Genomic DNA, 16465 nt, shown 5'->3' on the forward strand with positions numbered 1-16465 from the left:
TTACATTTAATCTGTTTTTTTATCTAAGTCAGCTCTATAAGACTCTATAAATGCTGGAAGCTTGCTAAGCTCTACTTTTCGTTGGATTACTTGGGCACTAATTGCATCTGCTGAAAGAGGAGCATAAGGGAGAAATATCTTTCTTAAATAAGAAAGAGCTAGTCGTAACTTAGACTGTGTCTCACCAACGGTAATATGAAAATGATTGCGACCAACTGTTTGTCCTGCTTGTTGACCTGTTTTACTGAAAATAGAAATAGTCGCACTGCCATTTGCTTCTTTATATATTTCTTTTATCTTTTCTGATAGCAGGTGTATTTCTATAAATTCGCCGCGTGTTAAATCAGAAAACCTTTTGGCATCAGGACGATCTGGTATTATTAAAAGATGAACTGGTGCTGTAGGTTTATAATTAATAAAAACCTTTGTGAATACACCTTTAATTACCTCCTGTTGTTTCATCTGCTCTAGATTAAAATCTGGTAAGTCTAATGAAGGTGCTTCTTTTAAGAAAGATTCAATATTTTCAAACTCTCCTGCATCTTTTAATTGGTTATATTTTTCTCTAAATGATTCGGCTTCTATCGGGTTCTGGCTATACTCTGTCCCAAGAGTAACGTTCTTTAGAAAGCTTAACTGTTGCAAGAGAGCCCAACTTGTTCTAGGGAAAGGCGTTATTTGCATCGCGTAGTTAGGAGAGTCTTCTCTATAATGAAGGTAGTCGGTTACTTCATCTTTTTGCCATACAAAGAGTAACTCTCGAGTTGCATCATAAACGTTGCGCGCTCCTTGAATTAAACTTTCAATTTTATCAGATGAAGATTCTTGGCTGATTACTACGGCATTATAGCCAAATGAACTCTTAGGGATAATCATTTTTGTAGTACCATTGCCATATGAGGCAACTAATTGGTCTTGAATCTCTTGAGATAGTTCATACACAGGAGATGTATGTGAATGGGGCACTATAGAACTCATAATTTTATCCTTAAAATTAGTTAAATCATTAACTAGCAGATAAAATATATCATATAAATAGAAAAAAATTCAATAGTAATAATAGGGGTCTGTTTTTCTAAACGCCCCAAATCGCTCCTGCACTGTGTGATAAATTTCTTTCAGTCATTTGAAGATCTTCTAAAGAGTGAACATCCAGATTTAAAAAAAGATATGGATGATAAAGTATAAATGTTTTATGTTCGTTATGCGAATTTTTAATTTGACCATCAATGCTTATGTTTTAAGGAGGTTATTTATGTCAGCGCCACAATTACAATATGGTTCTATACCCGGTTCTGTATATGTGCCTGTTCCTTTAGAGGAACCAGCAGGAGATCTACGTGCACCAAATGGATCTCACAGAGTCAATCAACAAGACGTTAGTCGATTGCACAAACAGTTGGTAAAAGGTTTTTTTGCATTTGCTGCAACAAATTTAGCAATAGGTGGATCTATGGTAGGAATTGGAGCATCTTATAAAGACCAAGGATTAACTTTGAGCAGCACACCTTTTTTTGCTAGTACTGTGCTTGGTATATTTGGCCTTTGCATGGTTAAAAATTATTTCCAGAATAGGGCTCGATCTCATGATTCTTTGTCCCTTTGAAAAATCAGGGAGCTTGTTTCAGCTCCCTAAATTTTACTCTTCTGGGCGCATGATAGGAAAGAAGAGAACATCTCGAATAGAGTTAGCTTTTGTTAGCAACATCACTAAACGATCCATTCCCATTCCCATTCCACCGGTATTGGGAATACCCTGGCAAATCGACTCTAGGAACTCTTCATCTAAAGGAGAGGCTTCTTCATCGCCTGCAGCACGTTTTTCTGCCTGGGCTTCTAAAAGCTCTCTTTGTAAAATAGGGTCATTGAGCTCTGTGTAAGAATTACAAAACTCTGAGCCTAGGATAAAGGTCTCAAATCTTTCTACAAAGCGCTCTTGTTTCAGTTTTGGATTGCGATGTAGTTTACAAAGAGGGGTGGTTTCAATCGGATGATCGATGATATGATGGGGTTGGATCAGATGTTCTTCTACAAACTCTTCAAAAGCATGTGCAATTAAAGCTCCTTTGCTAGCTTTCTGCAATTCTTTTGGATCAAGAGCGGTATTTTTAATCAGGTAATCAGAGAGCTCTTTTTCACTCATTTGATCTACGTTTATTTTGGCATAGGTAAGAATGCTATCTTTCATAGAAAGACGTTTCCAAGGAGCCTTTAAATTAATAGTTATCTCTTCTGCTTCTTTTTGAAAAGTGAGCTGAGTGGTGTTAAATAACTTAAGGGCTAACTCTTCAAATAGGTTTTCCACTAGCTGCATCATATCGTTATAATCCCAATAGGCAGCATAGGCCTCTAGCTCGGTAAACTCTGGGTTGTGAGTACGATCAATTCCTTCGTTGCGGAAGACCTTTCCCATTTCAAAGACCTTTAGTAGTCCTCCTGCAATCAATTTTTTTAAGGGAATTTCTAAAGAAATCCTCAAAAACATTTCTTGGTCTAGCGCGTGAAGATGGGTTATAAAAGGTTTTGCAGATGCGCCTCCATAGGTATTTTGCAGGACAGGAGTTTCTACTTCCATAAAACCTAATCTATGAAAATAGCTGCGTGTAAGCTCTAAAATGCGAGAGCGCATAACAAAAGTGTGCACCACATCAGGATTTGCAATTAAATCAAGCCAGCGCTTGCGATATCGCACACCTTTATCTGCAAGTCCACTATGTTTATCAGGCAGCGGAAGTAAGCTTTTACAAAGTATTTTCACTCTATGAGCATAAAGGGTAAGTTCTCCTTTATGGGTGTGAAATAAATACCCCTCTACTCCTAAAAAATCCCCTAAGTCGATCTTCTTTTCCAAAAACTTTAGGGAGCTCATTTCTCCACTGGGCTGAAAACCATCTACGCAGGTTGTGTTTTTATTAAACATCACTTGGATGCGACCGGTTTCATCCTGTAGTTGAGCAAAGGCGTTTTTCCCCATTCCACGAAAGAGCACAAGTCTGCCAGCTACAGAGGTTTTTTCTGTTTTGGCTTCTTCGGCTTCTTCACTAGTCCCAGCTTTTTTATCTAACCACTTTGTGTGTAGTTGTTGAGCGGTATTTTCAGGAGAAAAAGTAGGAGGATAAGGATCGATTCCTAGTTGTTTAATCTCTTCTAATTTACGTAAACGATTTTGAAATTCTTCCTGTTCGTAGTAATCTGGTTTTTGCATAGGTGGATCTCTTTGAAATTTTTCCACTATTTTAGAGTGTTACTTGCAAAACTGCAAGCAGAGAAGAGAATACCCATCAGCAAAAGAGGGTTTTTTCTTCTGCTTTAAAATAAAAATTTAAGAATGAGCATATTTATTTTCGTTTTGTACTTGCTTGTCCTCAGGAGATAGTGGTAACAACATGCGATCCCCCCACCAAACAGGTATAGTAAAAGGTAAGCGTGGATTTATGATGTACACATAATCCTCATGATATAAGGGAATAGCGGGCATCTCATTTAAAATAAGTTTTTCCGCTTGTTCTAGAGTTTGAAATCTTTTATCTGCCTCTTCATAAAAAGATCGATCGAGTAATTTGATATACTCTGCATTCTCCCAGTTAGAGAAATTTGTTGCATAGGATTTGTACTTAAACCTTTCTAAAACACTCATCGGATCTTGATACATGGCTTCCCAGTGCATAAAACACATAGAATAGTCTCCGCTGCTTAGCTTGTCTACAGCATTTCTAAACTCTAAACATTCTATTGTAATCAAAATGTCTAAAGCATCTAACCATTGTTGTTGGATAGCTTCCATCAGTTCTCTCGTTCCAGGAAATTGAGAGTAATAGTAGAGAACAATAGAGTTAAAAGCTGTTTTGGTAAGTCCTATCTCTATTAGGCCTTCTTCTAATAAAATACGTGCTTGGGTTCCATCACTATCTGTAAAAAAAGAGCGATGACGATTTTCTTTTAAGCAAGGCGGAACCATATTTGTGGCTGCAGAACTTGCTTGGTAGGCAATATTAATAGGATACTTTAAGAGGTTTTTTTTGACATCTTTTCCAGATGATCCAATTAATTTTTCGCGGTTGATAGCAAAGCTAAATGCTTTACGGATTTTAGGGTGATTAAAAGGGGGCTTATCTATATTAAAGTTAATAAGAACGGTAGAAGCTGCTGGCTTGCGAGAGATTGTCCATTTTTTTTCTAAATGAGGGATCTCCTCTAAGGGGATATCGGTTAAGCAATCTCCAATGATATCCACTAGACCTTTTTCAAACATTTGCAGTGTTATTTCATTATTTTCCACAATGTTAAAAATAATTTGTTCTGGGTGTAGATCTTCTGTTTTTCGATATGTAGGGTTACGTATAGCAATGATTTGCTTTTCATGATCCCACTTATCTAATCTAAAGGGGCCGTTGCTCAAAAAGGTGGACCCCGCATGGTAAGCCCAATCGGGATTTTCTCTGTCGTTTTCGATATTTACAGGAGAAAAAGCACAAAAAGAAAGCAATTTGAAAAGATAAGGAGTAGGTTTTTCTAAAGTAATTACAAGAGTTTTGGCATCTGTTGCTTTAATGCCTACCTCATCAAGAGAAACAAGACCCTTTTTAGCCGCGTCAGCATTTTTTATGGGAGAGAATAGTTGCGCACTCATCGAAGGAAACTTGGGATCAAGGACATCTTTCCAAGATTGCTCAAAATCATAAGCAGTAACAGGTGTATGATTAGACCAAACAGTATCTCTTAAGAAAAAAGTATAGGTGAGTTTATCCTCTGATACTTCATAAGATTCTGCTTGTGCAAGCTTAATAGATTGATCTGGGTATACTTTTAGAAGTCCTTCAAAAAATAGAGAGTGCATTTGTGTAGAATACATATCTCCTTCTTTGCGTGGATCCATTGTTTTTGGTTGTTTTTTCATATTTAAATGAAGAATCTGTATCTTTTTTTTGGATTTAATAAATGAGAAAAAGAAAAAACCGACAACAATAATAAGGATGAAAAACAAGGTATATTTCATGAGATATCCTTTAAAAGAAGATAATTATATGCATCAAGAAGATTATTTGCCTATCGTAAAAATAATAATTTAATTTTTATCTTTTAAAGACTGAGGCAATAGGATTCGATCTCCCCATAAAGATACTCTAAAAGGTAAGCGAGGGTTTATGATATATACATAGTCCTCATGATATAAGGGAATAAAGGGCATCTCATCTAAAAAAATCTTTTCTGCTTGTTCTAACGTGTAAAACCTTTTATCTGCCTCTTCATAAAAAGATCGATCGAGTAATTTGATATACTCTGGATTTTCCCAATTAGAAAAATTTGTTATATATGTTTTATATCTAAATCTTTCTAGAACACTCATTGGATCGTGATACATCGCAGCCCAAGCAGTAAGACACATGAAGTAATCTCCTTGAATGAGCTTTTCCACAGCACTTCTAAAGTCTAAACACTCAATTTTAATCAAAAGACCCAAAGTTTTTAGCCATTGTTGTTGGATGGTTTGTACCAATTCACTTGTTCCATAAGAATAGTAATAGAGAACAACAGAGTCGAAGGCTTCTTTGCTAACTCCCAATTCTCTTAATCCATCTTCTAAAAAAATACGTGCTTGGACTCCATCATTATCTGTAAAAAAAGAGCGATGACGATTTTCTTTTAAATAAGGAGGAACCATATTTGTTGCTACAGAACTTGCTTGATAGGCAATATATCTAACCAGCTCCTCCCGGTTAATAGCAAGGCCGAGTGCTCTGCGGATTTTAGGGTGATTGAGAGGAAACTGATCTGTATTAATATTAATGAACGCTGTAGTAGCTGCTTCTTCACGAGAAATTGTCCATTTTTTTTCTAAATGAGGGATCTCCTCTAAGGGGATATCGGTTAAGCAATCTCCAATGATATCCACTAGACCTTTTTCAAACATTTGCAGTGTTATTTCATTATTTTCCACAATGTTAAAAATAATTTTTTCTGGGTGTAGATCTTCTGTTTTTCGATATGTAGGGTTACGTATAGCAATGATTTGCTTTTCATGATCCCACTTTTCTAATCTAAAGGGGCCGTTGCTCAAAAAGGTGGACCCCGCATGGTAAGCCCAATCGGGATTTTCTCTGTCGTTTTCGATATTTACAGGAGAAAAAGCACAAAAAGAAAGCAATTTGAAAAGATAAGGAGTAGGTTTTTCTAAAGTAATTACAAGAGTTTTGGCATCTGTTGCTTTAATGCCTACCTCATCAAGAGAAACAAGACCCTTTTTAGCCGCGTCAGCATTTTTTATGGGAGAGAATAGTTGCGCACTCATCGAAGGAAACTTGGGATCAAGGACATCTTTCCAAGATTGCTCAAAATCATAAGCAGTAACAGGTGTATGATTAGACCAAACAGTATCTCTTAAGAAAAAAGTATAGGTGAGTTTATCCTCTGATACTTCATAGGATTCTGCTTGTGCAAGCTTAATAGATTGATCTGGGTATACTTTTAGAAGTCCTTCAAAAAATAGAAAGTGCATTTGTGTAGAACACACATCTCCTCCTTTGCGAGGATCCATGGTTGGGGGTTCTTTTTTTATATTTAAACGAATCATATTTCTTGTTTTAGATATATTTTGAGGTTTGGTAAATAGAATTTGAGTAGATACAAGTATACTAGCAATAATAAAAAGAAAAATTAGGATCTTTTTCATAGTGAAGCCTCTTAATCTATATTTTAAGATAAGGACAATAATCTATTAAAAATTTATTTGTAAGTTATAAAGTGGTATCTGAGGAAAGCTTATAGCGAGTGGGCATCCAGTGCTTCATTACCAAATAAAGCTACGCATGAAAAATTTATCAAGACCTAAGAAAAAGAGATGCTATTCCTGATTAGGATACATCAAGGAGATTTTACAAATGACATGGCCTGATCCAAATTTGATTTATCCTATAAAAGGTTATAACAAACTCGTATTTCTTAAGAATTTCATCAAGGCAAGCAATATTATCGTTGGTGATTATACGTACTTTGATGATCGAAGACATGGACCAGAAAATTTTGAGGAATACAATGTCCTTTATAACTATGACTTTTCCAAGGTAAAACTTATCATCGGCAAATTTTGTGCAATTGCAGCTGAAACACGCTTTATCATGACAGGAGATCATAAACTCGATGCAATAAGCACTTATCCTTTTCCTATTTTCGGTCATGGATGGGAGCATGCTTTTAACGTCTATGACTTGCCAGTTAAAGGAGACATTATTGTAGGAAATGATGTTTGGTTCGGATACGATTCTTTGATTATGAATGGAGTAACTATAGGTAATGGCGCAATTATTGCTGCTAGAGCTATGGTTGTTAAAGATGTTCCTGCTTACTCTATCGTTGCCGGGAATCCAGCTAAAGTTGTAAAGATGCGATTTGATGATCAAACGATTAGCCGTCTTTTAAAAATAGCTTGGTGGGATTGGAATATAGAGAAGATCAATCAGAACTTAAAATTGATCTGTAATCTCGATATTGATCGTTTAGAAGAAGCGAGTCTTAGCAAGGTAGATGTAGGCTAAAAAAAAGTAGACAGGGGATCCACATCAATAGAGAGTTTGATCTCTTTGTGCTGTGATATCTGATGTAATTGAGGCAGTATAGGGATCAATTTTTTAGCCTTAATCAGAAACTGGTAGCGGAACATGTCTTTAATTTTAGCATGACCGCAGGCGATAAGTGGTAGAATTTCACAATGATTCAGTTTTCTTATTAGGTCTTTTCGGATCTTTTCTGCATATTCTACAACTTGGAACTCTGTTTTTCCGCTAAAGACCAGCTTTACAAGCCTGGTAAAAGGAGGATAGAAAAATAGCTGACGTGTTTGTATTTCTTGAGCAAAAAAACCTTCAAAATTTTGTTGTTGGGCTAAAGAGAGAATCATATGTTCTGGAAGAAGGGTTTGGATGATCACTTCTCCTAATAGGGATCCTCTTCCGGATCTGCCAGCTACTTGAGTGAGCAATTGAAAGGTGGTTTCACTGGCTCGAAAATCAGGGATTTGTAAGTTGCTATCAGCCATGAGAACACCTACTAATGTCACTAAAGGAAAATGCAGGCCTTTTGCGATCATTTGTGTTCCGATCAACACATCAGCTTTGCCTGTGCGAAACTGTTTTAGTAATATTTCGTGACTTCCTTTGTGGCGAGTTGTATCTCTATCAATACGCAGTGTGTGCGCTTCTGGAAGAAGAGCCTTTAAAGAACGCTCTACTAATTCTGTACCGACTCCTTTAAATTTTAGTTGTCCTTCTGCATGGCATTTGGGACAAGATTTAGGGGGAGGGAGACAAAAATCACATAGATGGCAGCTAAATTGGTTTTCTTTTAAATAAAAGGTCAAGGAGATATCACAATGAGGACAACTTACCACGTAGGAACAGTTTAAGCAGAGTTGTGAAGTGTGATAGCCTCTTCGGTTTAAAAAAAGCAGCACCTGTTCACCAAGTGCTATCTTCTGTTTGATTTTCTCAATCAGTATTTCAGAAAATAGAGTGAATCCCTTAGCTTTTTGGTATTGAGGACGCATATCAACGATTTGTATTTGTGGCAAATGCGCTTTGTCAGCTCTTTTGGACAGCGTATTTAAATGGTATTTATCTAAAAGGGTATTTTGATAGCTTTCTAAGCTAGGAGTTGCGCTGCCCAGGATCACTGTTGCTTGATTTAGCTTAGCGCGCATAACAGCTATATCACGTGCATGGTATCTAGGAGATTCTTCTGTTTGTTTGTAAGAGCTCTCATGTTCTTCATCAACAATGATTAGACCTAATCTACAAGCAGGGCTAAATACAGCAGATCTAGCCCCAATTACAATAGGAGTGGTATTAGCTGCAATATTATGCCAAGCATCTCTTTTTTCCCCAGTAGAGAGCCGATAGTGCAAAATGGCTAATTTTTGCAAAAATCTACTTCTTAATCTTTCAATGGTTTGAGAAGTTAAAGCAATTTCTGGAACGAGAAATATGATGCTTTTCCCTTGTTCTAGTGCATGTTGAATCGCTTGTAGATATACTTCTGTTTTTCCACTTCCGGTTACTCCATATAATAGATGTGTCTGAAACTGGTTTGTATTTAAGCTGTGTTTTATGGATTCAAGTGCTTTTGCCTGTTCCGGATTTAGCGATTTTGGCTTAGTTCTAAAGAATTCCCATTCCAACAATTTAGAGCGATCAATGGTAATCGAAGAGCAACTTAATATATTTTTTTTAACCAGTGTATCAATTGGACTACGAGAGACATTTGCTTTTTCCATCAGTTCACTGAGCAATAATCCTTTAGGAGCTTGTAAAAGAGTCGATACTACCTCAGCTTGTGTAGGAGATGTTAAACGCAAGCTTTCACATAACTCTTTTAGCCTTGATTTATCAAGAAGAGGCTTGATAAATAACTGTTGCTTAGCTCCTGTGTCTTTACGCACGCTAGGTGGCAGGATTACTTGCAAGACTTTGCGCAAAGGACAGCAATAATAGTGGGCCATCCACTTAGCAAGGGAGACTAGATCTTTGGGTAAAACAGGTGTATCTAAAAGCTCTATAATCTCACGTAGCTTTTTTATAGGCGTCGTTTGTTTAATCTCGATAACTGTAGCTAATCTGGTAGATCCTTGTAGAGGGACCTTTACCCGAGAACCTATATGAATACGACCTATAAGTTCTAGGCAGATTTTATAATCAAGGGTCATATTAATGGCTTGATCCAAAATTACAGAGACGATGCTGCCGGAGTTAAGATCTGACATAGAGATTTCCAAAGAGCGGTTTTTTGATCAGGCTGTATATATGTTTCTAATGCCTCAAGAATAATAAGAGGAATAGCTGCTAGCTGGTTTTTCTGCTGCTTATAACACATCAATGTAGTGTATTGCTGCGCTGCCTGTGTAAGAATGATCAGTTTAAGGCTATTTTTTTTGAAAAAGGATTCCCAGCCTTTTTCTTTTTCTAATTTCGTGCCAGAAATTAATTTAGTAACGGATAAACGATCATGAATAGCTCTTGCAAGATCTTTTAAGAAAAGCAGCTCTTCATTTGAAACAGAACCAGTAATGATGACAACTTCTATTTGCTCATTCCAGGAATTAGCTGCTTTTTGTGCTTTGAGATCATCGAGTATTGTATCGTGTAACTTTATGTTAGGAGCAATCTTTTGTAGCTTGGATCGAATAGAAGGCCAGCTATCAAGAGATGTTTGTTTTAAAATGGGCTTTTGTTTGACTTCTTGTGGTTTTGCCAAAGGCTTTATTGTTTCTGAAAGTGGGATAGGAGGATGAAAAAATTCGTAAGCCTCTGGTGAAATACGTGAAGAACAGGAGCTTTCTTTGAGTAAACCAGTTGCTTGGCTAATAAGATCAAGCAATTCTTTCTGTAGTGTATTTAACATAGGATTACATGCTTTTTATTCTATCTGCATGTTACATGAAGTCTTAGATTGTTTACAGGTTTAGTTCTTATTCTTAAATTTAGATAGATTCCTATTTTTCAAAATTTATTTATTGCTAAAATTAAGGTTTCTGTTAGCTTACTTGGGTACAATCCCCCTTACTAAAATTATGGACATTCAATGGCAGAGTTCATCTTTTTCAACATCTTTTATTCCTCATTCAGAAAGTAGAGTTCCTTAAAAACTCTATGGCCAAGTGCATCTATCATCATGCATATTCAATATGAAAAAAAGGTCTAAAACCAGAAGATTTTTTCTCTCTTTGTTTCTCAAAGCAACAATTGCAAGATGCAAAGCAGTCAATATTTAATAAATATTTTATTTTCATTAAATAAAGTTTACGTTACCTTTTACCTGTAAATTTTTTTGTGACCAGGACTCAATGATAATTAAGAAAAACTTAAGATTTAACGCGAAATGTCACTTAAGTCACTAGTCAGCTAGAAAGGTACATTTGGAAAATGCAAATGAGTGCTTTTCTAAAAATTCTTTAATTACACTTAGAAGTTTAGGTAACAATATGCAACCGGTCCACATTAACTCTTTGCCAAAAGAACTCTTTTTTGAAGTCTTTTCTTTGATAAAGCCAAATAATCTACTTACAAATAGGCTTGTTTGTAAACAATGGAATGAGAATATCACTGAGCTTTTTTGTAGTAGGCTTAAAGCATTAAACACTTACACATCGGAATTTGATCTTCTTATAGATCCCGCAATTCAGCAGATTCCAACAAATGAAGATCTTCTTTCATTAAATGTAATTGAGGTCTTGAGAGACTTTAATGGTAACTTAGCTGATTGTAGCAAGATTGTGGATCCTTTACCTATCATTTCTTGTATTCAAGAAGTTGAAGAATTAGAGCAACAATTAAACGAACACGATCAGTTTTTAGGAATACTATGGGCCGCCCTGCCTATTTCTGATAAACCTTCTTTTGAAACTGTAGCCGAAATTAGAGAGTGGTTTGAAGATGCGCAAAATCAATCTGTGTTAGATACTGTAACCGTTTTAGATTTTGAGAATTGCGAGCTTACACAGATATCAAAAGAGCTTATTAAATTGCGCAACTTAGAGTCCCTAAATATAAGCGCTAATAAATTCTCTAGATTACCTCCTTCAATTGGACAGCTTAAAAATTTAAAAAAACTTAAAGCAGAAGCAAATCATCTAACAGAGCTTCCTAAAGAGATTAGTCAATGTATTTCTTTAGAAATTCTTAAAGTGTCAGAAAACCAAATATCTCAATTGCCGGAAGATCTTAAGCTTTTAACTTCTCTTAAGAAGTTTTGTATCTCTGATAATGAATTAGAACTTTCATCTGAAGACCTAGAAAATCTAGAACTGTGTAATTGGGAACAAATACAACGAGTAGATTTCTCAGATAATCCTCTAAAGCAGAGTATAACAGCAGAGTTTATTAAAGCTTTGTGGCCAAGTGCAATTGAGATTGATCTATAATGATTAACTAATCTCAAAGAGGGAGGAAGCATACGCGATAGGCTCAAATCCCTCTAAGTCCTCGACTTTCTCACCTGTGCCGATCCATTGGATAGGAACATGGAGTTTTTTGTAGATCGAAAGAACTATACCACCTTTAGCAGAACCATCGAGCTTGCTCATGATGATACCTGTCAGGGGAGTGAACTTATGAAAGGTCTCTGCTTGATCAATAGCATTTTGTCCTGTAGTTGCATCTAGGACAAGCAGGGTTTCATGAGGAGCTGAAAGGATCGGTTTTTGCATAACGCGTTTAATCTTTTCCAGCTCTTGCATAAGAGCTGTTTTATTTTGCAGGCGACCTGCTGTGTCGATTAACACTATGTCTATACTGCGAGCTTTAGCTGCTGTTAATGTATCAAAGACAATAGCTGAAGGGTCAGCACCGGTTTTGCCTTTGACAATATCTACTCCGATTTGATTAGCCCAAAGCTCTAATTGTTCCGTGGCAGCCGCACGAAATGTGTCTGCTGCCCCAATTAATACTTTTTTGCCTTGTTTTTTAAATTGATAGGCGAGTTTTGCAAGAGAGGTTGTTTTCCCACTGCCGTTAACACCTACGATTAGAATTACATGAGGTGTTTTTTCTTCTGAGTGTTTAGGGATAATGAAAGGAGGTTCTTGAAGTATGGATAAAGTGTATTCATAAAATATCTTTAAAATATCGTTGATTTCTGCTTTGGGTTGTAGGCGTAGGGTACTGCGTGCTTTTTCAACAAGTAAAGAAGCGCACTCTGATCCTAGGTCTGCTTCAAAGAGAATTTGCTCTAGCGCTTCAAAGGTTTCTTCGTTCCATGGTTTTCCAAATAAAGAGCGAATTCTATGGGAAAGAGCAGACCTGGTTTTAGACATAGCCTGTTTAATTTTTTGGAAGCCTTCTTTAAGAAAACCAAACATAAGAACCCTTTTTAATTGCTTGAAAAAAAACTCTATCAGATAAAGAGATTCAAGCAAAGCAAAGAGAAACAAGATGAATACACACGAATACCAAGCAAAAGAGATACTTACATCTTATAAGATACCCATTCCAAGATTTGGAGTAGCAAGCTCTATCGAAGGTGTAGAAGCTGTCTTACGAGATCTTTCTCTAGAAGAAGCTGTAATAAAAATTCAAGTTCATGCAGGGGGAAGAGGAAAAGCTGGAGGTGTAAAAATTGCGCATAGTCTACAAGAGATCCTCAAAGCCGCACGGAAATTGCTAGGAATGAAAATGGTCAATAACCAAACAGGACCGCAAGGGGTGATTGCCCATCAAGTTTTGATTTCTGAGTTGATTGCGATTAAAAAAGAATACTACTTAAGTGTTGTTATTGATCGAGAGAGGAAACAAGTTGTTTTAATTGCTTCTGCAGAAGGAGGAGTGGAAATTGAAGAGATTGCGCTTAAGAGCCCTGAAAAAATTTTAACAATTCCCATTGGCTTAAGCGGCTCTCTACGTCCTTTTCAAAAGCTGCAGTTGATTAAATTTATGCAGTGGAATGCAGAAATGGCTAAACAAGGTGCTCAAATAGCACAAAGCTTAGTACAAGCTTTCATGGATACCGATGCCTCTTTATTAGAGATTAATCCTTTGGTTGCTGATCAAAATAATCAACTCTGGGCTTTAGATGCAAAGCTTGTAGTTGATGACAATGCTCTTTTTAGACAGCAGAAGATTGCCGATTTTTACGATCCTTCGCAAGCCATACAAAATGAGGTAAGGGCTAAAGAACATGATTTAGCCTATATTGCATTGGAAGGTAATATTGGCTGCATGGTCAATGGAGCAGGACTTGCTATGGCTACAATGGACATCATTCAATATTATGGAGGCAAACCCGCTAATTTTTTAGATGTAGGAGGAGGTGCTTCTAAAGAGAAAGTAGCTGAAGGGTTTAAAATTATTTTAAGCGACCCTAATGTAAAAGCTATATTGGTAAATATTTTTGGTGGGATTATGAATTGTGCCACCTTAGCAGAAGGGATTATAGCAGCGGTTAAAGAAATAAACATTCATGTTCCTTTAGTTGTCAGAATGGAAGGAACTAATGTAGAAGAGGGAAGGCGACTTTTAGAGCACTCTCATTTAGCCATCATTACAGTAGATGGTTTGGCTAATGCTGCAAAAAAGGTAGTTGAAATGCTCAAAAGTAAGGAATAAATGGCTATTTTAATTCATAAAAAAACACGTGTAATTACTCAAGGAATTTCTGGTAAGTCTGGGCGTTTTCATACAGAGCAATGTCTGTTATATGGATCACGATTTGTAGGGGGAGTCACTCCTGGTAGGGGAGGCGAGACCATTTTAGATTTACCGGTCTTTGATACTGTTAGGGAAGCTAAAAAAGAAACGAAGTGTGATGCAACGGTCATTTTTGTGCCAGCTCCCTATGCAGCAGATGCCATTTTAGAAGCAGAAGATGCTAAAGTTGCCCTAATTGTCTGTATTACAGAAGGAATCCCTGTCAAAGACATGTTAGAGGTTTCCAGAGTGATGCAGCTGAGCAAACAAAGTCGTCTGATTGGACCAAACTGCCCCGGTATTATTACACCAGGAGAGTGTAAGATTGGGATTATGCCAGGATATATTCATAAAAAAGGGAAAATCGGCATTGTTTCTAGATCAGGAACACTTACCTATGAGGCGGTTTGGCAAACAACTCAGCTAGGTCTTGGACAAACAACTTGTGTGGGAATTGGAGGAGATCCTTTAAATGGAACAAACTTTATTGATGTGATAAAACTTTTCCAAGAAGATCCTAAAACAGAAGGGATTCTTTTAATAGGAGAGATCGGAGGCTCTGCTGAAGAAGAAGCTGCAGAGTGGCTTAAAGAGCATTGCTCTAAGCCTGTAGCAGCTTTTATTGCAGGAACCACCGCACCAAAAGATAAGCGTATGGGTCATGCAGGTGCGATTATTTCTGGAGGAAAAGGAGGGGCTCTTGATAAGATAAATGCATTGAAAAAAGCTGGGGCGTTTATAGCAAAATCTCCTGCAGAAATGGGGCAAGCTATGGCAGAAGCATTAGATAGGTTTTAAAATATGTTATATATTCCGGGTCGTATTCCCATTATCATTCATCCTGCATTTTGGATATTTGCTGCACTAATTGGCTATGTAAATAGTTTAAGTTTAATAGGAACTCTAGTTTGGATTGCAGTGATTTTTATCTCTGTTCTTTTTCATGAGTTTGGTCATGCAATAACAGCATTTATGTTTAATCAGAAGCCTCGCATAGAGCTAGTCGCCTTAGGGGGGCTTACTTATCATGAAGGAAAAAAACTAAAATTTGGCAAACAATTTCTGATTGTTTTCAATGGGCCTTTTTTTGGGTTTATTTTATTTGGGATAGCTACCTTCTTATTGCAATATCCAGCTCTACAACAAGGGAATCTAGGACTGATTCTGCGGCTTTTACAGGGAGTAAATCTATTTTGGACCATTTGTAATTTACTGCCGGTTTTTCCCTTAGATGGAGGACAGCTTTTACGGATCATCTTAGAAGCCATTTGGGGAGTAAAGGGGATTAAGTATTCTCTGATTACAAGTATTGTGATAGCGCTAGTGTGCAGTTTATTATTTTTTTTAATGCAGGGTTTTTTCATCGGATCCTTACTATTTCTTTTAGCCTTTCAAAGTTACGATACCTATCGCAAATCACGAGCAATGACCAGCTCAGATCGCAATCAGAAGCTACATGGATTACTGGAAAAAATAGAAGCAACAACCGACAAAAAAGCAGCTATGGATCTTTGTGAAAAAGTTCGCATTCAAGCCAAAAGTGGGATGATTTTTAATCAAGCAACAGAGTACCTTGCTTTTTTATGTTTTGAGCAAGAGCTGTATAAACAAGTCTATGATTTGTTATTACCTATTCAAAAAGAGATTAGCAATGAAGCTCTTTGCCTTCTACATAAAGCAGCCTTTGACCAAAAAGACTTCTCTCTTGTAACGCAGATTGGAGCACAATGCTTTCAATCCAAACCCCACCCAGACATCGCCATTCGCAATGCTTGTGCAAGCGCAGCTCTTAACGAACCGACAGCCGCAGTGGGCTGGCTAAAAACCGCAATAGACGAAGGAGTTGTTAACATACAATCCATGTTAACTAAATCGATATTCGATCCAATTCGACAAGATCCACTATTTCAAGAATTACTGCATGTCCTATCAAAGGAGAATTAAATGCGTTGGCTCATTTGTTTCTTATGCTTCTCCTTAACGGTTTATGCAGAAGATAAAAAAAAGCCAAGACCTAGACAAGTTCAGGCTCATTATGTAGGAGCGGGTCGTCCTAAGAATCAAATGACCAAAAAAAAATCTCCTACCGATAAATACTTTTTAAGTAAAACCACTCTAAAAAAACGTAAACAAAAAAAGATAGCGAAAAAAACAGAGAATCAAGAAGAGCGTCCCTTCTATCAAAAATCAACAGATGTAGACAAAGGTTTAATTGTGAAATAGGACTTTCTTTCATGCACAATGGATGATCAGATTTAAAATATTTGACATAGAAAAAACAATTAATCTGTAATTCA

14 protein-coding genes are annotated in these 16465 nt (G+C 36.8%); 7 read left to right on the forward strand and 7 right to left on the reverse strand.

The features are described from left to right. Positions 1-6 precede the first annotated feature (6 nt). The gene (locus RHTP_RS08095) at positions 7-978 is read right to left on the reverse strand and encodes an HIT family protein (protein WP_138107616.1); all 972 of its coding nucleotides are present in this window, start codon (positions 976-978) and stop codon (positions 7-9) included. 277 nt (positions 979-1255) lie between these two features. Here RHTP_RS08095 and RHTP_RS08100 point away from each other — a divergent pair, with 277 nt between their 5' ends. After that, entirely contained in the window at positions 1256-1606 is a 351-nt protein-coding gene (locus RHTP_RS08100; RefSeq protein WP_138107617.1) for a hypothetical protein, read from the forward strand. Positions 1607-1639: 33 nt separating this feature from the next. Here the strand turns inward: RHTP_RS08100 and lysS are convergent, their stop codons facing one another. The 3 genes from lysS to RHTP_RS08115 all read right to left on the reverse strand — a co-directional run bounded on the left by lysS (position 1640) and on the right by RHTP_RS08115 (position 6670). Continuing rightward, positions 1640-3205 carry a lysine--tRNA ligase gene (gene lysS / locus RHTP_RS08105; protein WP_138107618.1) on the reverse strand — a complete coding sequence of 522 codons (1566 nt, stop codon included), beginning with the start codon at positions 3203-3205 and terminating at the stop codon, positions 1640-1642. Positions 3206-3322: 117 nt separating this feature from the next. Further along, on the reverse strand, positions 3323-4996 hold the full coding sequence (locus RHTP_RS08110; protein ID WP_138107619.1) for a peptide ABC transporter substrate-binding protein: 1674 nt from the start codon (positions 4994-4996) through the stop codon (positions 3323-3325). A gap of 69 nt (positions 4997-5065) precedes the next feature. Beyond that, on the reverse strand, positions 5066-6670 hold the full coding sequence (locus RHTP_RS08115; RefSeq protein ID WP_138107620.1) for a peptide ABC transporter substrate-binding protein: 1605 nt from the start codon (positions 6668-6670) through the stop codon (positions 5066-5068). 208 nt (positions 6671-6878) lie between these two features. Between RHTP_RS08115 and RHTP_RS08120 the strand changes: the two genes are divergently transcribed. Then, positions 6879-7532 (forward strand): CatB-related O-acetyltransferase, encoded by a 654-nt coding sequence (locus tag RHTP_RS08120; protein ID WP_138107621.1) that lies wholly within the window; start codon positions 6879-6881, stop codon positions 7530-7532. On the opposite strand, the gene priA is transcribed toward RHTP_RS08120, so the two are convergent. Both priA and RHTP_RS08130 read right to left on the reverse strand, forming a co-directional pair. Beyond that, complete coding sequence (gene priA / locus RHTP_RS08125) at positions 7529-9751, reverse strand: replication restart helicase PriA (protein ID WP_138107622.1); 2223 nt, start codon at positions 9749-9751, stop codon at positions 7529-7531. The genes RHTP_RS08120 and priA overlap by 4 nt on opposite strands. Further along, the gene (locus RHTP_RS08130) at positions 9715-10389 is read right to left on the reverse strand and encodes a hypothetical protein (protein ID WP_138107623.1); all 675 of its coding nucleotides are present in this window, start codon (positions 10387-10389) and stop codon (positions 9715-9717) included. Before RHTP_RS08130 ends, priA begins: the two co-directional genes overlap by 37 nt. A 580-nt stretch (positions 10390-10969) precedes the next feature. On the opposite strand from RHTP_RS08130, the gene RHTP_RS08135 reads away from it, so the two are divergent. Beyond that, positions 10970-11908, forward strand: coding sequence for an F-box/LRR-repeat protein (locus tag RHTP_RS08135; protein ID WP_138107624.1), 939 nt, complete (start codon positions 10970-10972; stop codon positions 11906-11908). A gap of 3 nt (positions 11909-11911) precedes the next feature. Here RHTP_RS08135 and ftsY read toward each other — a convergent pair whose 3' ends face one another. Beyond that, the gene (gene ftsY / locus RHTP_RS08140; RefSeq protein ID WP_138107625.1) at positions 11912-12844 is read right to left on the reverse strand and encodes a signal recognition particle-docking protein FtsY; all 933 of its coding nucleotides are present in this window, start codon (positions 12842-12844) and stop codon (positions 11912-11914) included. Positions 12845-12917: 73 nt separating this feature from the next. On the opposite strand from ftsY, the gene sucC reads away from it, so the two are divergent. From sucC to RHTP_RS08160, 4 genes are read left to right on the forward strand one after another with little or no spacing between them, the layout of a single operon-like run. Continuing rightward, a complete protein-coding gene (sucC, locus tag RHTP_RS08145; RefSeq protein WP_138107626.1) occupies positions 12918-14087 on the forward strand; it encodes an ADP-forming succinate--CoA ligase subunit beta in 1170 nt (389 codons plus the stop codon). Then, entirely contained in the window at positions 14088-14966 is an 879-nt protein-coding gene (sucD, locus tag RHTP_RS08150; RefSeq protein WP_138107627.1) for a succinate--CoA ligase subunit alpha, read from the forward strand. Between the two features lie 3 nt (positions 14967-14969). Next, positions 14970-16112: a site-2 protease family protein gene (locus RHTP_RS08155; RefSeq protein ID WP_138107628.1), complete on the forward strand. Its 1143-nt coding sequence runs from the start codon at positions 14970-14972 to the stop codon at positions 16110-16112. Then, positions 16113-16391: a hypothetical protein gene (locus tag RHTP_RS08160; RefSeq protein WP_138107629.1), complete on the forward strand. Its 279-nt coding sequence runs from the start codon at positions 16113-16115 to the stop codon at positions 16389-16391. It abuts the gene before it with no gap. The last annotated feature ends 74 nt before the right edge of the window (positions 16392-16465 follow it).

The organism is Candidatus Rhabdochlamydia sp. T3358 (assembly GCF_901000775.1).
In the GTDB taxonomy this organism is placed as follows: Bacteria; Chlamydiota; Chlamydiia; order Chlamydiales; family Rhabdochlamydiaceae; genus Rhabdochlamydia.

Excerpts from the sequence above, each read along its gene's own strand:
- sucD (WP_138107627.1), top strand. The coding sequence starts at position 14,088 with ATGGCTATTTTAATTCATAAAAAAACACGTGTAATTACTCAAGGAATT.
- RHTP_RS08155 (WP_138107628.1), top strand. The coding sequence starts at position 14,970 with ATGTTATATATTCCGGGTCGTATTCCCATTATCATTCATCCTGCATTT.
- sucC (WP_138107626.1), top strand. The coding sequence starts at position 12,918 with ATGAATACACACGAATACCAAGCAAAAGAGATACTTACATCTTATAAG.
- RHTP_RS08095 (WP_138107616.1), bottom strand. The coding sequence starts at position 978 with ATGAGTTCTATAGTGCCCCATTCACATACATCTCCTGTGTATGAACTA.
- lysS (WP_138107618.1), bottom strand. The coding sequence starts at position 3,205 with ATGCAAAAACCAGATTACTACGAACAGGAAGAATTTCAAAATCGTTTA.
- priA (WP_138107622.1), bottom strand. The coding sequence starts at position 9,751 with ATGTCAGATCTTAACTCCGGCAGCATCGTCTCTGTAATTTTGGATCAA.
- RHTP_RS08100 (WP_138107617.1), top strand. The coding sequence starts at position 1,256 with ATGTCAGCGCCACAATTACAATATGGTTCTATACCCGGTTCTGTATAT.
- RHTP_RS08135 (WP_138107624.1), top strand. The coding sequence starts at position 10,970 with ATGCAACCGGTCCACATTAACTCTTTGCCAAAAGAACTCTTTTTTGAA.
- RHTP_RS08120 (WP_138107621.1), top strand. The coding sequence starts at position 6,879 with ATGACATGGCCTGATCCAAATTTGATTTATCCTATAAAAGGTTATAAC.
- RHTP_RS08160 (WP_138107629.1), top strand. The coding sequence starts at position 16,113 with ATGCGTTGGCTCATTTGTTTCTTATGCTTCTCCTTAACGGTTTATGCA.
- RHTP_RS08115 (WP_138107620.1), bottom strand. The coding sequence starts at position 6,670 with ATGAAAAAGATCCTAATTTTTCTTTTTATTATTGCTAGTATACTTGTA.
- ftsY (WP_138107625.1), bottom strand. The coding sequence starts at position 12,844 with ATGTTTGGTTTTCTTAAAGAAGGCTTCCAAAAAATTAAACAGGCTATG.
- RHTP_RS08130 (WP_138107623.1), bottom strand. The coding sequence starts at position 10,389 with ATGTTAAATACACTACAGAAAGAATTGCTTGATCTTATTAGCCAAGCA.
- RHTP_RS08110 (WP_138107619.1), bottom strand. The coding sequence starts at position 4,996 with ATGAAATATACCTTGTTTTTCATCCTTATTATTGTTGTCGGTTTTTTC.